Genomic DNA, 17,414 nt, shown 5'->3' with positions numbered 1-17,414 from the left:
CAGCTCGGAAGGCAGTGCCAGGGGCTGGGGGAGAGCGGCTGCATGACGGTTGTAATCCGCCCGATGATGGAGTCCGGCCCGGCGTTCGCAGCATCAAAAACGATCTGGTTGGCTTTAAGGAAGGACCCCAGGGTGCTCGTGGCTTCTTCCGGATCAAGACAGACGATCAGCAGTTCTGCCGATAGTGGCCCGATGCCCGGCCGTACACCTTCCGGCGCGGCAGGAGGTGGAGGCGGGGCGGTGATCGTTCCGGTAGAAGCCCGAGGTGTCATGAATCGCTGGTCTCGTCACTGTTGATATCGGCCGGATGACGAACAGGCCTCTGCCGCGAGGAACTGCGCGGTTCTGCCTGACGACGTGTGAACGACGGTGCAATATCAGCCAGTTCAACGAACTGGTCTGCCTGACGGCGCAGGTCGTCCCCGATCATCGGGGGCGTCGAGCGCATCGAGGAAATGACCGTAACCCGGACCCCGCGCGCCTGTACCGCTTCCACGGCGCGCCGCAGGTCGGAGTCACCACTCACGATCACGGCGTGATCGAGGCGGCCGGCCTGCTCCAGAAGATCCACTGTCAGTTCGACATCCATGTTCCCCTTGATACGCCGTCTTCCTGAATGATCCGTAAACTCCCGCGCATTTTTCAGCACGAGATGATAGCCGTTATAGGCCAGCCAGTCGGTCAGGGGACGGAGCGGGGAATAATCGTCCGTCTCGGGCATGGCAGCGTAATAAAAGGCACGCTGGAAAAGACATTCGGATTCAAACAGTTTGCGCAGGCTGCGGAAATCGACTTCGAAACCCAGATTGCGGGCTGCGTGGTGGAGGCTGGCGCCGTCGATGAAAAGGGCTGTGCGTTCGTTCTGGCGCAGAAGCATAATGGTAATCCTGGTATGTAAAATGTTTTCCCTGTGCGACAGGGGCAAAAGCTGCCTTCCAGCTGCGAACGAGCTTGGATGCACTCAGGTTCAATTCCGGAGGTGAGGCAGGTGCGGATTGCAATCGCATGAACTGCATGTTATTGCCAGCATTCTCTCTTATTTTATTCCTTAGTCTTACCCGAAGGGGGCCTGTCGCATGGCGCGCGTAACCGTCGAAGATTGCATCGAGAAGGTTCCTAACCGTTTTGAACTGGTTCTGCTCGCTGCCCAGCGTGCACGCGGCCTGTCGCGCGGTGAGGAAATCCGTCTGGATCGTGAAAACGACAAGAACACGGTCGTCGCCCTGCGCGAAATCGCCGAAGACAAGGTGAGCCTGCCCGTCCTTCGCGAAGGTATCATCCGCTCTCTGGCCCGTGCGCCGGAGCCGGAGCCTGTTGACGAAGAAGTGCTGGATATTATCCCGACGGACCAGAATATTTTCGGCCTGCAGGATGTCTCCACTGAAGAAGAACATGCCCATATGGCCGAGAACATGTCCGCTGACGAAGCGGCAGCCATCGAAGCCGAACTGGGTGGCCGGGGTCGCCGCTGATTTCTGCCAGGGTTCATTGAAAGGAGGACATGCTTCATGCCTGATGCATCTCCTCCAAATGCGCTCTCGCCCGTAGCATCCGGCGATTTCAAACCGTCCATTGCCGGACTGCTCCGACGGATCGAAAGCTATGATCCGTCCGCCGATCTGTCCCGGATCGAAGCCGCCTATGATGTTGCGGCCAATGCTCACAATGAGCAGCGTCGCGACAATGGCGATGCCTACATTACCCATCCCATCGCTGTCGCCAATATCCTTGCCGGTTTCCGTATGGATGCGACGTCCATCATGGTGGGTCTGCTTCACGATACCGTTGAAGATACCGGCGTCTCTTGTGACTCCCTGAAAGCCCGTTTTGGCGAGGATGTCGCGGCTCTGGTTGATGGCGTGACGAAGCTCACCCGTCTCGAACTCCAGTCCGATCGTACCAAGCAGGCCGAGAATTTCCGCAAGCTCGTTCTCGCCATGTCGCGGGATATCCGCGTCCTGATCGTCAAGCTAGCCGATCGTCTGCATAATATGCGCACACTGCATTACGTGCAGCGCACGGACCGCCGGCAGCGTATCGCCCGCGAGACAATGGATATCTATGCGCCTCTGGCCGAGCGCATCGGTATGGATCGCGTCAAGACGGAGCTTCAGAACCTTTCTTTCGCCCAGCTAGAGCCCGAAGCCGATGCAACAATCCGTGCACGCCTGAACTTTCTGCGGGGGCAGGGGGCGGACGTTATCGAGCAGGTTCGTCAGGAACTGATGGCCCTGTGTGCCGAAACCGGCATCGACAAGGTCGAAGTGACCGGGCGCGAGAAATCGCCCTATTCGATCTGGGAAAAGATGCAGCGCCGGAACGTGGCATTCGAGCAGCTCTCGGACATCATGGCATTCCGTCTGCTTGTTCCCACACGCGACGCCTGCTACATGGCGCTTGGAGCGATCCACGGCGCCTATCCAATGATCGCCGGGCGCTTCAAGGATTACATTTCCACGCCCAAGGCCAACGGATACCAGAGCCTTCATACCGGCGTGACCCTGCGTCATCCGCGCAACCAGAAGATCGAGGTCCAGATCCGGACCGCCGAAATGCACGATCTGGCTGAAAACGGCGTGGCGTCGCACTGGGCCTACAAGGAACACGCGACACCGAGTGAGCGTGAAGCTGCGGCCCTGTCTTCGGCCTTCGGTGCGCCGACCCGCAAGCTGCGCTGGGTTCAGGATCTGCTGGAAATCCTCGAGGATAGTCAGGCTCCTGACGAGTTTCTGGAAAACACCAAGCTCGAACTCTATCAGGACCAGGTTTTCTGCTTTACCCCCAAGGGGCAACTGATTTCCCTGCCGCGTGGCGCAACGCCCGTCGATTTCGCCTACGCCGTGCACAGTCAGGTCGGCGATACCTGCGTGGGTGCGAAGGTCAATGGCCGCCTGATGCCGCTGCGGCACGAACTGCAAAACGGCGATCAGGTCGAGATCATGACGGCCCGTGGCGGCACGCCGTCACCGTCCTGGGAGAGGTTCGTCGCAACCGGTAAGGCCCGCGCCCGTATCCGGCGTTTCGTGGCGCAGCAGCAGCGTCAGGTTCATCTGGACAATGGCCGCGCCGCCATTGCCAAGGCGTTCCGTCAGGAAGGCGTGGACGGCTCCGAAAAAGTCCTCGACGGGATTCTCAAGGAGTTGCGTCAGGCTTCGGTGGAAGATCTGTACGTCTCGGTGGGAAATGGTCAGCTTGGCCCCAAAGATGTGGTCAATACGGCCTATCCGGAACTGCGCCAGAGCGTTCGCGCGCCGAGAATGGTGCCGGGCCTGTCTCCGCGTTTCGGTCAGTCCCTTATGCTCGGCGCAGGGCATGCCGGCTCCAAGAATACGGCGGCCCATTCTGGAAGCACGATCAAGGGAATCGGTTCGGGCATCGCCGTCAGCTTTGCGGGATGCTGCCGTCCGCTGCCGGGTGATCCGATCGTCGGGATCATCGCGCAGGGCAAGGGCGTGACCATCCATCGCCGCGGATGCCAGAACCTGTCCAGTTTTGCCGATACGCCCGAACGCTTTCTGGAAGTGGACTGGGATTACGAAGCCCTTGGCCGCCGTCAGGGTGCCGAGCCCTACACGGCCCGCCTGTCCGTCGTAGCCGCCAACGAGCCTGAAGTCCTTGCGACGCTGACCAATGTTGCGGCCAAGCACAATGGCAGCGTCATCAACCTCAAGATCGTGAACCGCCAGCTCGATTTCATGGAAATCCTCGTCGATCTTGAAGTGAAGGATCTGCGTCATCTGTCGTCTCTGATCGCAGCGTTCCGCACGGCTGTGGGGGTCATGCAGGTGGAGCGCGCCAAGGGATGAGCACGTGATCCTCGGCATGGGAACGGACCTGTGCATGATCTCGCGTATTGAACAGAGCGTCGAACGTTTTGGTGACCGCTTCCTCAAACGTGTTTTCACCGAGGCTGAGCGGACCCACGCTGATCGCCTTTCGGGCGCTGCGCGGATGGGCAGCTATGCCAAGCGCTGGGCTGCAAAGGAAGCCTGTGCAAAAGCGCTGGGAACCGGTTTCGCAGATGGCGTTCAGCTTCAGGACATCGGGATCTGCAATGGTCCGAGCGGCGCCCCGGAACTGCGCCTTTCGGGAGGTGCGCAGGAGGTTCTTCAGCGACTGACGCCAGCAGGGCAGGACGCACAGCTTCTTGTCAGCCTGACCGACGATCCTCCCTTCGCTCTTGCGCAGGTCATCATCCAATCCGTTCCTCCGGGATCGACTGTACCGATTGAAGCGCTCGCCAACGCCGTCAAGCTGCGTTAAGAGCGTCTCATGATCAAGGAGAACAGGCCCGTGCAGGGTTCAGAAAGTGCTGGCGACAAGCCCGCACGCCGCGAAGAGACGCTGGGTGAGAGCATCCGCTATTTCTGCGTGCTGCTTCTGGCTGTCTTTGCCGTCCGTTCCCTCGTGGTGGAGCCTTTCAATATCCCGTCCGGCTCGATGATCCCAACGCTTCAGATCGGCGATTTCGTGCTGGTTTCGAAGTTCAGCTACGGCTATTCGCGCTTTTCGTTCCCGTTCTCCCCAAATGTCTTCAGCGGCCGGATTCTGGGTTCCGAGCCTCATCGCGGTGATGTTGCGGTCTTCCGTTTTACGCGTGATACGTCCGTGGATTACATCAAGCGCATCATCGGCCTGCCTGGCGATCATATTCAGGTCACGGGCGGCAAGCTGATCCTCAATGGTATTGAAGTCCCCCGCACGTCGCTGGGTCACTACGAAGTTCTGGACGAGAACAACCGTCTTCTCAGCGGCGACCGCTACCGCGAAAGCCTTCCCGGAAGCGCCGGACGTCCGACCGTCGAGCATGATATCCTCAAGCTGACGGATGAGGGCTTTGCCAATGACACGCCTGAATATGTCGTGCCGGAGGGCTCCTTCTTCGCCATGGGCGATGACCGTGACGACAGTGCCGACAGTCGTTTCCAGGGCGATGGTCCGGAAGATCTGGGTTTTGTCCCCATGCAGAATCTCGTTGGTCGCGCGCCTATCGTCCTGTTTTCCATGGATATGCGGCATCCCGCCTGGCAGTTCTGGTACTGGCCGACCGAGATCCGCTGGAACCGTTTTCTGCACTCCGTCACATGAAACTCACCTCCTCAGAAGCCCTCGTCTCCATGCAGACGGCGCTTGGGCATAAGTTCTCAAAACCCGAACTGCTGCACGAAGCCCTCACGCATCGTTCTGCCGTTTCCGGGCGTGATCCCCGTCGCTCGCGTCGGAACCAGCGGCCCAAGGGCAGCGGCTCAAACGAGCGTCTTGAATTCATCGGGGACCGGGTTCTCGGTCTGCTGATGGCCGAATGGCTGCTGGAACGCTATCCCGATGAACAGGAGGGGGCTCTCGGTCCCCGTCACGCCCATCTGGTATCGCGGACCGTGCTGGCTGAAATTGCGGACCAGGTTGGTCTCTCGGCTTCGCTCCAGATTTCCCCGCATGAGGAAGATGCCGGCATCCGGCGCCTATCCAGCATCCGTGCGGATGCGATGGAAGCCCTTCTTGGCGCGCTCTATCTGGATGGTGGTCTGGAGCCGGCCCGCCATGTAGTGCGTCAGTACTGGCAGTCCCGAATTGACAGTGCCGACCGGCCTCACAAGGAACCCAAGACCCTGCTGCAGGAATATATGCTCTCGCAGGGTCTGCCACTTCCGAACTACGAACTTCTGTCTTCGGAAGGCCCATCCCATGCGCCGGTATTCCGTGTCAGCGTCACGACGATGGGGCATACGGGGACGGGAGAGGCCGGCAGCAAAAGACTGGCGGAAAGTGCTGCGGCGACTGCGCTATTGAAACTCCTCGGTCAGAATGTGGCATCCTGAAATGTCATCAACAAAGGATCAGAACATGACCACGCGCTGCGGTTTCGTGGCTCTCGTCGGCGCCCCGAATGCGGGGAAGTCCACCCTGCTCAACCGGATTGCCGGAGCCAAGCTGTCCATCGTCAGCCCCAAGGCCCAGACGACCCGTTTCAGGACGCTTGGCATCGTCATGCAGGACAATGCCCAGATCATCCTCGTGGACCTGCCAGGCATTTTCAAGCCGCGCCGTCGCCTCGACCGCGCCATGGTCAACGCGGCCTGGTCGGGTTCGCAGGATGCGGATCTGACCCTGCTGCTGGTGGATGCAAAATCCGGTCTGCGCGAAGATGTCCGCGAGATCATCGCCAAGCTGTCTGAAAGCAAGGGTCGCATCTGGCTTGTGCTGAACAAGACGGATCTGGTGGAACGTGGTGAACTGCTGCCCCTGACACAGGAAATCAGCGGCCTCATCAAGGTCGAGCATGTCTTTATGCTGAGTGCCCGTTCGGGTGAGGGCGTCAGCGACCTGATGGGGCGTCTGGCGACCGAGTTGCCTGAAGGTCCGTTCCTTTACCCTGAAGATGATCTGACGGATCTGCCGGACCGTTTGCTCGCTGCCGAGCTGGTCCGTGAGCAGATCTTCATGCAGACGCATGAGGAAATCCCCTATCAGGCTACGGTCGAGACCGAGAGCTTCAAGGAGCGTCCGGATGGTTCGGTCCGGATCGAGGTGACGATTTACGTCTCCCGTCCCGGCCACAAGGCGATCCTGATCGGCGAGGGCGGCCACAAGATCAAGTCCCTCGGCGCCCGTGCCCGCATGGAGCTTCAGGAGCTTCTGGACCGCAAGTGCCACCTGTTCCTGAACGTCAAGGAACGGGCAGGCTGGGACGAGGAAAAGGCCCGTCTGCGCGCCATCGGCCTCGACGACTGAAAAAGACAGGTGCCGGAGCGTTCGAAATCCGGCATCCTGACATCGCTTGTTCCAATCCCGCCACGTCTGTATGACAGGCGCACGTCAAGACACATCCAGCCAGAGACGGGCATGATGACCGAAAATCGAGAACAGAGCCCCTCCTACAAACGCGTCCTGCTCAAGGTGTCCGGTGAGGCACTTATGGGCGACGGACCGTCAGGGGTAGACCCCGTAATGGTGGACATGGTTGCCGCCGACATCGCCGAAGTGGTGGCTTCCGGAGTGGAAGTCTGCCTCGTCGTCGGTGGTGGCAACATCTTCCGCGGCCTTGCAGCCGCAGCTAAGGGTATGGACCGTGCGCAGGGCGATTATGCCGGCATGCTGGCGACCGTCATCAACGCACTGATGCTGCAGAACGCGCTTGAGCGTCGCGGCATGGAGACGCGCGTGATGACGGCCATCCAGATGGCCGCCATCGCGGAGCCCTATATCCGCCGCCGTGCCGTGCGCCACATGGAAAAGGGCCGCGTCGTCATTTTCGCAGCAGGCACCGGCAATCCGTTCTTCACGACGGATACGGCCGCCGCCCTGCGCGCCAACGAGATGGAGTGCGATGCGCTCTTCAAGGGCACGCAGGTGGACGGCGTCTATTCCGCCGACCCGCGCCGCAACCCGGGCGCCGAGCGCTATGACCAGCTGACCTATCTCGAAGTCCTGGCTCGCGACCTGAACGTCATGGATGCCGCGGCCATCAGCCTGGCGCGTGAAAACAAATTGCCCATCGTGGTCTTCAACATGCATGCTCCCGGCTCCTTTGGGGCCGTGATGCGTGGGGAAGGGCTCTTCACCAAGATCATCGAAGCGGACTGATCTCCGCATTTTCAACGAAATCTTCAGGCTCTCTCCTGAAAACCACGTCGAACTGAAAGGAACAGCTCATGTCCGCTGCCCTGAATGACCTTCTCGCCGATCTGACCCGCCGTATGGACGGTGCGATCGAAAGCCTGCGTCGGGACCTTTCCGGTCTGCGTTCGGGCCGGGCCAGCCCGAACCTTCTGGAGCCGGTGCGCGTCGAAGCCTATGGCTCGGAAGTTCCGCTGTCGCAGGTCGGGTCCATCGCCGTTCCCGAAGCCCGTATGCTGACGGTGTCCGTCTGGGACCGTACGGTTGTCGGTGCCGTCGAGCGTGCCATCCGGGACAGCGGCCTTGGCCTCAATCCGTCCACGGACGGTCAGACGGTCCGTGTTCCCATTCCGGCCCTGACCGAAGAGCGCCGCAACGAACTGGCCCGCGCTGCCAGCCGTTATGCCGAGAATGGCAAGATTTCCGTGCGTGGCGTGCGTCGTGACGGCATGGAGCAGACCAAGGCCCTGGAAAAGAAGAGCGAGATCAGCCAGGACGATATGAAGACCTGGACCGACGCCATCCAGAAGCTGACGGACCAGTACATCAAGAAGGTCGACGATATTTTCGCGGACAAAGAACGCGAGATCAAACAGGTCTGATTGCGCATTTGTCTGCAGGATCTCTTCCCCGTCACGACCGTGTCGTCTCCTCTTCATCCGGGGGCGGCGTGAGCGTCGTTCCCGTCCATATCGCCATGATCATGGACGGGAACGGCCGCTGGGCCCGCGCGCGCAAACTCCCTGTGGCCGCAGGGCACCGTCAGGGTGCGGAATCCGTACAGCAATGCGTCCGCACGGCCATCCGGCAGGGCGTGCGATACCTGACGCTCTATGCGTTCTCTTCGGAAAACTGGCGTCGTTCGGCCGAGGAAGTCGGGGATCTCACATCCCTGCTGCGGTTCTATCTGCGGCACAAAATCAACGAACTGCATGCCCAGGGCGTACGGCTGCGGATCATTGGTGAGCCGGAGCGGTTTGAAAGCTCCCTGCGCGAGGAACTGCGTCGCGCCGAAGCCCTGACCCTGCACAACACGACCCTGACACTGACGCTTGCCCTGTCTTATGGCGGGCGTGCGGACATCGTTCAGGCCGCCCGCCGTCTGGCTGAAGACGCCGTTGCCGGAAAGATCACGGCCGACAGTATCAGTGAGACCATGCTCGACGACGCTCTCCAGACCGGTGACATGCCCGATCCGGATCTTGTCATCCGCACCAGCGGCGAGTGCCGTCTTTCCAATTTCCTGCTCTGGCAGAGCGCCTATGCCGAACTGGTCTTCATGGACGTGCTCTGGCCCGATTTTGGCGAAGCCGAATTTCTTGACGCCCTTGCGCGCTTTGCAAGCCGTCAGCGCCGGTTCGGCGGACGTCCGGCATGAGCGCCGCCTCCGCCAGATGGTCGGACCTGCGTCTGCGTCTGCTCTCCGCCGCGGTGCTGATCCCGGTCGCAGCCTTCTGCATCTGGAAAGGCGGCCCGGTCTATGATGGCCTGATCCTGCTGGCGATGTTCGGTCTGGTCTGGGAAGGTGAAACCCTTATCCGCCAGCCGCTGAAAACATGGCGCGGCATCCTTCTGCTGGCCTGGCCTGTCATCGCCGGCCTTGCTGCCCTGAAAGGGGAGTGGAGCGCTGCATTCTGGATGATCTGGCCCACACTGATCTTCGGTTTCCCGGCCAGCGTTCCTGTCGTTATTGCCATTATCGGTGGCCTGTCGCTCCTGTGGCTGCGTCACCTGCCGTTCGGAATGGCCTCTGTCCTTTTCGTCCTGTCTGTCGTCATCGCGAGTGACAGCTTCGCCTATCTGACGGGACGCATTTTCGGTGGGCCCAAACTGGCTCCCTCCATCTCTCCCGGGAAAACGCGCTCCGGTGCGATTGGCGGTCTTTTTGGGGCGGCGCTGGCTGGTGGGCTGGTCGCCTGGCTGACTGCACCCGGGACCCAGTGGGGCGGCCTGATCTGCGGTGCCGTCCTTGGTATTTTCTCCCAAAGCGGCGACCTGCTGGAAAGTGCCGCCAAACGGCGCCTTGGCGTCAAGGATTCCGGGCGTCTTATTCCCGGGCATGGCGGTCTTCTGGACCGTTTTGATGGCCTTCTCGCCGCGGCGCCTGCCGCAGCCCTGCTGTCGCTTCTGGTGGCGGCACAACCTTTCTGGTCCATTCTTCCTGCAGATCTGACTGGCGGCTCTGCACATCCATCCATTTCTCAGGGGAGCTTTTCTCATGACTGACGGTTCTGCACGTCGTCGCATCACGGTGCTCGGCAGCACCGGCAGCATTGGAACGTCCACGGTCGATCTGCTCGCCCGTATTCCGGACCAGATTGAGGTGCGCGCGCTGGTTGGTGGCTGTAACGCTGCGCTGCTTGCCGAACAGGCCAGGCGTCTGAATGCCGAAGTGGCTGTCATTCATGATGAACGCCGCCATGAAGAGCTGAAATCCTGCCTCGCCGGCACTGGTATCCGGACCGCCGCAGGCCGTCAGGCCGTCATTGAGGCCGGCGCCATGGAAGCCGACTGGACCATGGCGGCCATTACCGGTGCCGCAGGTCTGGAGCCAACGCTCGCTGCTGCCCGCAACGGTCATGCCGTGGCTCTCGCCAACAAGGAGGCCCTTGTCTGCGCCGGTGACGTCATGCTGCGCGCCGTCGCCGAAGCCGGTGCCACGCTTCTGCCGGTCGATTCGGAGCACAACGCCATCGCCCAGTCCCTTGGTGGCTGTGACATGGACAGCGTCGAGAAGATCATCCTGACGGCTTCAGGCGGCCCGTTCCGCAAATCCTCCATCGAGGAAATGCGCGCCGCCACGCCAGAAAAGGCCCTGAAGCATCCGACCTGGTCGATGGGTGCCAAGATCACGATCGACTCTGCCTCCATGGCGAACAAGGGACTTGAAGTCATCGAAGCAGCCCGTCTCTTTGGCCTGACCGAGGATCGGATCGACGTTCTGGTCCATCCCCAGTCCGTCGTGCATGGTCTGGTGCAGTTCCGCGATGGCAGCCTCGTCTCCCAGATGGGTTCGGCGGACATGCGCATCCCCATCGCTCACACCCTTGCCTGGCCAAAGCGCATGGCCACGCCCTGCGACCGTCTCGATCTGGCCGCTTATGGCCGTCTGGAGTTCGAGGCGCCTGATGAGGTCCGCTTTGCCCCTCTGCGTCTTGCGCGTCAGGTGCTCAGGGCAGGGGGCGCTGCACCGGCTGTCTTCTCGGCTGCAAACGAAGTCGCGGTGGACGCCTTCCTGAACCGCCGTATCGGTTTCCTCGGTATTGGTGAGACCATCGATGCAGCCCTTCAGGCCATGGACGAAAATCCCGAGCTCACCACCCTTGATGAGGTGCTACATTGGGACGCGAAGGGCCGGGCTCTTGCGGAAGCACATATCCTTTGGGCGAGCGGTCACCTGCGAAACGATGTGAGCGAGACCGCCCTGAATGCATGATCTTTTACGCACCATTCTGGCCTACGTCCTGATTCTGGGCATTCTCGTTTTCATTCATGAACTCGGGCATTATCTTGCTGCGCGCTGGCGTGGCGTGAAGGTTGAAACCTTCTCCATCGGCTTTGGTCCGGCCATCCATCGCTGGCACGACAAATCCGGTACCGAATGGCGGATCAGTGCCATTCCGCTTGGAGGGTTCGTCAAGCCGCACGGCTTTGAGGGTCCCGAAGATGCGACCGATGAACAGAAGGCCGCCTGGATTCCGGGCCGAACGTTCCATGACAAGCCGGTTGGCTCGCGGGCACTCGTCATCGTCATGGGGCCGGTCTTCAATTTCATTTTCGCGATCCTGGCTTTCACCGTGCTGTTCGCGGTCGTCGGCAAACCGGAAATCCATGGTGACATTTCCCAGGTCACTGCTGGAAGTCCGGCGGAACATGCAGGCGTAAAGCCCGGCGACGTCATCACCAGTATCGGCAACACGCATATTTTTGGCGCCGAAGACGTCATGTCCACCGTTGCAGCCCATCCCGGCCAGCATACGACCCTTGGTATCCACCGGGGCGCCGAGGATCTGACCCTGCCGGTGACGCTGGATACCCTGAAGAACAACGGTCACGAGATGGGAAGCCTGGGCGTTGCTTTCGCGATTTCGCGTGGCCGACCTGTCTCACTGCCTTCCGCTTTCATCATGGGAATGCAGGAAACCTGGGACAAATCGGTCATGACGCTTGAAGGCGTGTGGCAGATCATCAGCGGTCAGCGAAGCGCGAAGGAACTGGGCGGTACGATTCGCATCGCGCAGCTCTCCGGACAGGTCGCAAGCTATGGTCTGGCGAGCATCATTTCCTTCATGGCGCTGCTTTCCATCAATCTTGGCCTGATCAATCTTTTCCCAATTCCCGTGCTCGATGGTGGCCGTCTCGTGTTCTATGTCTGCGAGGCGATCCGCGGCCGACCGGTCTCCCGGCGGGTTCAGGAAGTGAGCATGCAGGTCGGAATGGCCCTGATCGGCGCCCTTTTCCTCTTTTCAACGGTCAATGATCTGACCAACATCGGACTGTTTCACTGGCTCTTTCACGCGGTACGCTAAATATTCTGAAAAGACTTGTGATACAGTTGAACACGTCAGGGCATCTTGCGCGGGGTGGGGGTTATCGGATACCTCCGCCAATGGCATGACGTGTCAGTCGCCTGCAAAAAATATGTTACAAGGAAAGCCGGTTTGTCAGGATCACGGTCAAGAGGTTCCCGGTCTTCGAACATGCGCCTGATGCTTCTTGCATCAGCCTGTCTGCTGCCGACGGCCCTCGGAGTAGCCGAGGCGCGCTCCGTTCGTCATCAGGCGCCGACAGGGGCCTCTGCTCCGGGTGGAAACATCATTCAGGCCATCTCGGTAAAGGGTAACACCCGTATCGAGACGAGCACGGTGCTGTCCTACATGGTCGCCCAGCCGGGTGATACGTTCAATCAGGACGATCTCGACCGCTCGCTGAAGACACTTTACGCCACCGGCCTTTTCAAGGACGTGACGCTGCACCGCGACGGCAACACGCTTCTCGTGGACCTCGTCGAAAACCCGATCGTCAACCGTATCGTGTTCGAGGGGAACCATGCGCTGAAGGACGAGGATCTCCGTAAGGAAATCAGCCTGCGTCCCCGCGCCGTGTTCTCATCCCAGACGACAGCCGCTGACCGTCAGAAGATCCTGAACCAGTATGCCGGCAAGGCCCGCTTCGGCGCGACCGTTACGCCCCAGATCGTCAAGCTGTCCCATAACCGCGTGGACGTGGTTTTCAACATCAACGAAGCCCAGCAGACGCTCATCAAGAAGATCGTCTTCGTCGGCAACCATGCCTTCAGCGAAGCACGTCTCGCGCAGGTCATCTCCTCCAAGGAGACGATCTGGTACCGCTTCTTCTCGTCCTCGGATGAATATAACCCGGAGCGCGTGAAATACGACGCCGAACTGTTGCGTCGCTTCTATCTGCATAACGGCTTCGTCGACTTCCACATGGTCGATGCGACCGGCGAACTCGCGCCGGATCATAAATCCTTCTATGTGACCTTCACGCTTCATGAGGGCGACCGCTACCGTCTGGGCAAGATGGATGTGCGCTCCAGCGTCCGTCATGTGACGCCGGAAATGCTTCGTCCGCATGTCGAGCTTTTCCCGCACCAGTGGTATGATGGTACGGCGATCCAGAACAACACCAAGAACATGCAGGAATGGCTGCAGGCCACGGGACACCCATTCGCCATGGTGCGTTCGGAAATTGCCCGTAACCCTGAAAAGCACCTCGTCAACCTGCTGTTCGACGTGACCGAGGGGCCGCATGTCTATGTCGAGCGTATCGACATCAACGGCAACACCATCACCCATGATGACGTGATCCGCCGGAACCTGCCGATGGCGGAAGGGGACCCGTACACCCCGTTCGACCGGAAATATTCCAAGCTTGGTCTGCAGGATCTCGGATATTTCAGTTCCGTCTCCGTGGATCAGACACAGGGCTCCGCTCCTGACCGTGTCAATGTTTCCGCAAACGTGGTCGAGAAGCCGACAGGCGAATTCTCCCTTGGTGGCGGTTACTCGACGGACGTTGGTATTCTCGGTAATGCCGCGATCAAGCAGCACAACCTGCTCGGAACGGGCGTGGATGCCGGTATTTCCGGGACGGTCGCCTATTATGAAAAGCAGGCTGACATCTCGATTACTGACCCGTACTTCCTGAACCGGAATCTCGTGGCCGGTGCGGATTTCTACTTCATCCAGAACAACTACCAGACATATCAGAGCTATAAGGAATCCCAGTACGGCATGAGCCTGCGTCTGGGTTATGCCTATAACCGCTATCTGTCGCAGTCTTGGAACTACACCCTCGTTGATCGTCAGGTCGGCAACTTCTATGACGCTGCCGCTGTGGCGCAGGATCCCAGCCTGATCCAGTGGGTTCCGTCGATCTATGTGCAGCAGTCGGCCGGCTGGTCATTGCTGTCCCAGCTTAGCACCTCCATCACCTATGACCGCCGCGATCGCCGCATGAACCCCCATACCGGTTACATGTTCAAGATCGGCGGTGACTTTGCCGGCATTGGCGGAAACTCCAAATACGGCCGTGTAAAAGCAGATGGTGCCTACTATCTTCCGCTTGACGATCTGACCGGCAACCATGACTGGACGTTCCAGTTCAAGGGTGGCGTCGGTTACATGGGTGACTGGAGTTCCAGCGGTAACCGTAACATCATCGATAACTTCTATCTCGGTGGTGAAAACCTGCGTGGCTTCCTCCAGGGTGGTGTCGGTCCGCGGTCGGGTCACATCAAGATCAACGGCCAGTATGTTCCAACTCAGGGACAGGAAGATCTTCTGGGTGGCCGTTTCATGTATACGGCGTCTGCACAGCTCAACTTCCCGCTGCCTATGGGTGATGATCTGGGTATTTCGGGACGTGGCTTCATTGATGCCGGTAGTCTTGCCGGTATCCGTGTCAAGCATAATTACCGGGATTTCGCCCGTTACGGCCAGCCGAATTACTACTTCACCCCGATTACCGGCGATGACCTGGTGCCGCGTGTGTCGGGTGGTCTCGGCGTGTCATGGAAGAGCCCGTTCGGTCTCGTCAACATTGATGGCGCTGTGCCGATCCGCAAGGAACATGGTGACCGTCTGTATCCGCTGCGTTTCGGTTTTGGCCAGCAGTTCTGAACTGTTCGAGACCTTGCCGTCCTGTTCTTCAACCCCTTCCCAAGAGGTGGTCATGACCCTTACTTCCCTGATGCGCACGGCCTCGGCCGGCGCGCTTCTGGCTGCGACAATTCTTGTCTCCACATCGGGCGCCCATGCCCAGGCCGCTGGTGGCAATGGCGGCTGGTTTGTTCCCAAGGCCGCCCATCCCGATGCTCCGGCGCCGCGCCCCGTGCAGCGCCGTGTTCCTGTTTCGGTTCCTGAGGAAGAAAACGACTCTGCTCCGGTTGAGCAGCAGCAGGCGCCTCCGGTCCTTCCGCTGCCTCCGATCCCGGCACCTCCGACCATTGCCAAGGCCTCGCCTCCGCCGGCTGCCGTCATCGGTGTGATCAATGTTCAGGCCGTCATGCAGATTTCCAGCGCCTGGCAGGAAATCCAGCAGGTTCTGGGTGCGCGTCGTGACCGTCTGGCACAGGCTGTCCAGCGTGAGGAAGCCGCATGGCGTGGCGAGCAGCAGAAACTGCAGGCACAGGCCCGTACCCTGACATCGGATCAGATCCAGCTGCGCGAGCGTCATCTTCAGGAGCGCCGCGCCAAGGATCAGCATGATTTCGGCAATCAGGCCCGCCTTATCCAGGAAGCTGCCCAGGTTGCCATGCATCAGATCGAGCGTGAACTGGAAGAGCCCAACGGCATCATCGCCGCGGTTGCTGCTGCCCACAACATGAACCTGATCCTGCATGCAGAGCAGGTCGTGCTGCATGTCGGTGGTCAGGACATCACGGAGGAAGTTGGCACGCAGCTTAACAAGACGCTGCCGCATGTCTTCATTCCCGATGATGGCGTTGATCCCGAGCAGCTTGCCCGTTCCGGCAAGATGCCCACCACAGCCGATGAACAGCGACAGGCCCAGGGGCCCCAGCAGGAACCTCCGGCCGCCGCGCCGAACGAGTCCGTTCTTCGCCAGCATCACTGAGGCGACAGGTCGTGTCTGATATTTCAGCGAAGGAAAGCCGCCCGGGTGACAGCCGTTTCTTCCAGCGCTCCGGGCCCTTCGGTCTGGAGCGTCTGGCAGAGGTGTCGGGCAGCACGATCGTTCCGGCAGCATCAGGGAAGGGGCTCTCCGAGTTCCGTGGCGTAGCGCCCCTGCATGTTGCTGGCCCGGATGAGGTCAGCTTTCTCGACAACCGCCGCTATCTGCCGCTTCTGGCCGAAACAAAAGCCGGGGCTGTCATCCTGTCACCGGCTTTTTCCGACAAACTTCCGCCTGATACGGCTGGGCTGGTCTGCAAGGCGCCCTATCTTGCCTGGGCCCGCATTGCCACGCTGTTTCATCCGGCGCCCTCATCCACGGGCGTCCGTCATCCGACGGCCTGGATTGCAGAAGACGCCGAGATCGGCGAAAATGTCGAGATCGGTCCTTTCGCGGTTATCGGCAGCGGTGTCCGCATTGGTCGTGACAGTATCGTCGCAAGCCATGCCAGCATCGGCCAGAGCGTTGAAATCGGTACCCGGTGCCGCATCGGTGCTCACACCGCCATTTCCCATGCCCGGATTGGTGATCGCGTAACGCTCTATCCTGGCGTTCGTATCGGTCAGGATGGCTTTGGTTTTGCAGTCGGTCCCGAAGGGTTCGAGACTGTTCCGCAGCTTGGTCTGGTCGTGCTGGAGGATGGCGTGGAAGTCGGCGCCAATTCGACCATCGACCGTGGCTCCATGCGTGATACCCTGATCGGGGCTGGCACCCGCATCAATAATCTCGTGCAGATTGGCCACAATGCGCGCCTGGGACGCTGCTGCATTGTCGTTTCTCAGGCCGGGATTTCCGGCTCCACGGAACTGGGTGATTTCGTCACCATCGCAGCGCAGGCTGGCCTGATCGGACATATCAAGATCGGCTCGAAAGCCCGGATTGGCGCCCAGTGCGGTGTCATGTCGGATGTTGATGCCGGAGCTGATGTCATCGGCAGCCCCGCGATGCCGTTCCGCGAGTTTTTCCGGAATGTCGCTACACTGCGCAAACTTTCCCGCAAAAGCGGCGACTAGCCCTTCTGCGGCGCGGATGGTAACTCCCCCCCAGGTTTGCTAAGGGAAGCCATTCGCGCTGCCACAAGGCTGCTACTGACACAGACAACACCGCTTGAAGGGCATGGTGAAACGATGGACCGAGTGGACGCTCCAGCTGAACAGATGACTCCCGCGACAGACGCCGCTGCAGAAGGCCATCAGCTTCCCGAGAGCATCGACATCCTGCAGATCATGCAGTCGATCCCGCATCGTTATCCGTTCCTGCTGATCGACAAGATGGTCGAGATCCATGCCGGGCAGTCTGCGATCGGCATCAAGAACGTCACGGTAAACGAGCCGTTCTTTCAGGGACATTTCCCCTCTCACCCTGTCATGCCGGGTGTGCTGATCGTGGAAGCCATGGCCCAGACCGCAGCCACGCTGGTGGTCATGACGCTGGGCAAGGCCTTTGAAGGCAAGCTGGTCTATTTCATGACGATCGAAAACGCCAAGTTCCGTCGCCCCGTTGGCCCCGGTGACCAGCTCCGGATCCATGTGGACAAGGAACGGTCCCGCGCAAATGTCTGGAAGTTCAAGGGCGTGGCCCGTGTTGACGGGGTAGCCGTGGCCGAAGCGACCTTCAGTGCGATGATTATGGGTTGAGCC

At 60.1% G+C, this 17,414-nt stretch carries 17 protein-coding genes; 16 read left to right on the top strand and 1 reads right to left on the bottom strand.

Annotated features, from left to right (window positions below; all coding sequences use genetic code 11):
• Positions 1-268: 268 nt before the first annotated feature.
• Positions 269-877, bottom strand: coding sequence for an NYN domain-containing protein (locus tag ACJ2A4_RS04235; protein ID WP_408873736.1), 609 nt, complete (start codon positions 875-877; stop codon positions 269-271).
• 199 nt (positions 878-1,076) lie between these two features.
• Here ACJ2A4_RS04235 and rpoZ point away from each other — a divergent pair, with 199 nt between their 5' ends.
• The 16 genes from rpoZ (at position 1,077) to fabZ (ending at position 17,411) form a co-directional block, all read left to right on the top strand.
• Entirely contained in the window at positions 1,077-1,472 is a 396-nt protein-coding gene (gene rpoZ, locus ACJ2A4_RS04230; protein WP_408873735.1) for a DNA-directed RNA polymerase subunit omega, read from the top strand.
• A gap of 36 nt (positions 1,473-1,508) precedes the next feature.
• Positions 1,509-3,806: a bifunctional (p)ppGpp synthetase/guanosine-3',5'-bis(diphosphate) 3'-pyrophosphohydrolase gene (locus ACJ2A4_RS04225; protein ID WP_062508702.1), complete on the top strand. Its 2,298-nt coding sequence runs from the start codon at positions 1,509-1,511 to the stop codon at positions 3,804-3,806.
• A gap of 4 nt (positions 3,807-3,810) precedes the next feature.
• On the top strand, positions 3,811-4,263 hold the full coding sequence (acpS, locus tag ACJ2A4_RS04220; protein WP_408873734.1) for a holo-ACP synthase: 453 nt from the start codon (positions 3,811-3,813) through the stop codon (positions 4,261-4,263).
• 30 nt (positions 4,264-4,293) lie between these two features.
• A complete protein-coding gene (gene lepB / locus ACJ2A4_RS04215; protein ID WP_194258710.1) occupies positions 4,294-5,088 on the top strand; it encodes a signal peptidase I in 795 nt (264 codons plus the stop codon).
• Positions 5,085-5,819 (top strand): ribonuclease III, encoded by a 735-nt coding sequence (gene rnc, locus ACJ2A4_RS04210; protein ID WP_408873733.1) that lies wholly within the window; start codon positions 5,085-5,087, stop codon positions 5,817-5,819. Before lepB ends, rnc begins: the two co-directional genes overlap by 4 nt.
• A gap of 25 nt (positions 5,820-5,844) precedes the next feature.
• Positions 5,845-6,732 carry a GTPase Era gene (gene era, locus ACJ2A4_RS04205; RefSeq protein WP_408873732.1) on the top strand — a complete coding sequence of 296 codons (888 nt, stop codon included), beginning with the start codon at positions 5,845-5,847 and terminating at the stop codon, positions 6,730-6,732.
• Between the two features lie 111 nt (positions 6,733-6,843).
• Positions 6,844-7,584, top strand: a complete 741-nt coding sequence (gene pyrH / locus ACJ2A4_RS04200; protein WP_408873731.1) for a UMP kinase — start codon at positions 6,844-6,846, stop codon at positions 7,582-7,584.
• Positions 7,585-7,652: 68 nt separating this feature from the next.
• Entirely contained in the window at positions 7,653-8,219 is a 567-nt protein-coding gene (gene frr / locus ACJ2A4_RS04195) for a ribosome recycling factor (RefSeq protein ID WP_011253333.1), read from the top strand.
• A gap of 95 nt (positions 8,220-8,314) precedes the next feature.
• Positions 8,315-8,995, top strand: a complete 681-nt coding sequence (uppS, locus tag ACJ2A4_RS04190; protein WP_407646336.1) for a polyprenyl diphosphate synthase — start codon at positions 8,315-8,317, stop codon at positions 8,993-8,995.
• Positions 8,992-9,843: a phosphatidate cytidylyltransferase gene (locus tag ACJ2A4_RS04185; protein ID WP_408873730.1), complete on the top strand. Its 852-nt coding sequence runs from the start codon at positions 8,992-8,994 to the stop codon at positions 9,841-9,843. The genes uppS and ACJ2A4_RS04185 overlap by 4 nt, the downstream gene beginning before the upstream one ends.
• A complete protein-coding gene (dxr, locus tag ACJ2A4_RS04180; RefSeq protein WP_408873729.1) occupies positions 9,836-11,053 on the top strand; it encodes a 1-deoxy-D-xylulose-5-phosphate reductoisomerase in 1,218 nt (405 codons plus the stop codon). Before ACJ2A4_RS04185 ends, dxr begins: the two co-directional genes overlap by 8 nt.
• Positions 11,046-12,146: an RIP metalloprotease RseP gene (gene rseP / locus ACJ2A4_RS04175; protein WP_408873728.1), complete on the top strand. Its 1,101-nt coding sequence runs from the start codon at positions 11,046-11,048 to the stop codon at positions 12,144-12,146. The genes dxr and rseP overlap by 8 nt, the downstream gene beginning before the upstream one ends.
• A gap of 171 nt (positions 12,147-12,317) precedes the next feature.
• Positions 12,318-14,762 carry an outer membrane protein assembly factor BamA gene (gene bamA / locus ACJ2A4_RS04170; RefSeq protein ID WP_408873727.1) on the top strand — a complete coding sequence of 815 codons (2,445 nt, stop codon included), beginning with the start codon at positions 12,318-12,320 and terminating at the stop codon, positions 14,760-14,762.
• Between the two features lie 52 nt (positions 14,763-14,814).
• A complete protein-coding gene (locus ACJ2A4_RS04165) occupies positions 14,815-15,717 on the top strand; it encodes an OmpH family outer membrane protein (protein ID WP_408873726.1) in 903 nt (300 codons plus the stop codon).
• An 11-nt stretch (positions 15,718-15,728) separates the two neighbouring features.
• On the top strand, positions 15,729-16,787 hold the full coding sequence (lpxD, locus tag ACJ2A4_RS04160) for a UDP-3-O-(3-hydroxymyristoyl)glucosamine N-acyltransferase (RefSeq protein WP_408873725.1): 1,059 nt from the start codon (positions 15,729-15,731) through the stop codon (positions 16,785-16,787).
• Positions 16,788-16,931: 144 nt separating this feature from the next.
• A complete protein-coding gene (gene fabZ, locus ACJ2A4_RS04155; RefSeq protein WP_141306749.1) occupies positions 16,932-17,411 on the top strand; it encodes a 3-hydroxyacyl-ACP dehydratase FabZ in 480 nt (159 codons plus the stop codon).
• The last annotated feature ends 3 nt before the right edge of the window (positions 17,412-17,414 follow it).

The sequence above is a fragment of the Gluconobacter roseus genome (assembly GCF_046058915.1).
Taxonomy (GTDB): domain Bacteria; phylum Pseudomonadota; class Alphaproteobacteria; order Acetobacterales; family Acetobacteraceae; genus Gluconobacter; species Gluconobacter roseus_A.
The sequence above is the reverse complement of the archived record's forward strand: the minus strand, read 5'-3'. Positions and strand labels throughout refer to the sequence as shown.

What these genes read in the sequence shown, in the direction of transcription:
- fabZ (WP_141306749.1), top strand. Translation starts at nt 16,932, where the DNA reads ATGACTCCCGCGACAGACGCCGCTGCAGAAGGCCATCAGCTTCCCGAG.
- frr (WP_011253333.1), top strand. Translation starts at nt 7,653, where the DNA reads ATGTCCGCTGCCCTGAATGACCTTCTCGCCGATCTGACCCGCCGTATG.
- ACJ2A4_RS04165 (WP_408873726.1), top strand. Translation starts at nt 14,815, where the DNA reads ATGACCCTTACTTCCCTGATGCGCACGGCCTCGGCCGGCGCGCTTCTG.
- pyrH (WP_408873731.1), top strand. Translation starts at nt 6,844, where the DNA reads ATGATGACCGAAAATCGAGAACAGAGCCCCTCCTACAAACGCGTCCTG.
- dxr (WP_408873729.1), top strand. Translation starts at nt 9,836, where the DNA reads ATGACTGACGGTTCTGCACGTCGTCGCATCACGGTGCTCGGCAGCACC.
- bamA (WP_408873727.1), top strand. Translation starts at nt 12,318, where the DNA reads ATGCGCCTGATGCTTCTTGCATCAGCCTGTCTGCTGCCGACGGCCCTC.
- ACJ2A4_RS04235 (WP_408873736.1), bottom strand. Translation starts at nt 877, where the DNA reads ATGCTTCTGCGCCAGAACGAACGCACAGCCCTTTTCATCGACGGCGCC.
- rseP (WP_408873728.1), top strand. Translation starts at nt 11,046, where the DNA reads ATGCATGATCTTTTACGCACCATTCTGGCCTACGTCCTGATTCTGGGC.
- era (WP_408873732.1), top strand. Translation starts at nt 5,845, where the DNA reads ATGACCACGCGCTGCGGTTTCGTGGCTCTCGTCGGCGCCCCGAATGCG.
- rpoZ (WP_408873735.1), top strand. Translation starts at nt 1,077, where the DNA reads ATGGCGCGCGTAACCGTCGAAGATTGCATCGAGAAGGTTCCTAACCGT.
- ACJ2A4_RS04225 (WP_062508702.1), top strand. Translation starts at nt 1,509, where the DNA reads ATGCCTGATGCATCTCCTCCAAATGCGCTCTCGCCCGTAGCATCCGGC.
- ACJ2A4_RS04185 (WP_408873730.1), top strand. Translation starts at nt 8,992, where the DNA reads ATGAGCGCCGCCTCCGCCAGATGGTCGGACCTGCGTCTGCGTCTGCTC.
- uppS (WP_407646336.1), top strand. Translation starts at nt 8,315, where the DNA reads ATGATCATGGACGGGAACGGCCGCTGGGCCCGCGCGCGCAAACTCCCT.
- rnc (WP_408873733.1), top strand. Translation starts at nt 5,085, where the DNA reads ATGAAACTCACCTCCTCAGAAGCCCTCGTCTCCATGCAGACGGCGCTT.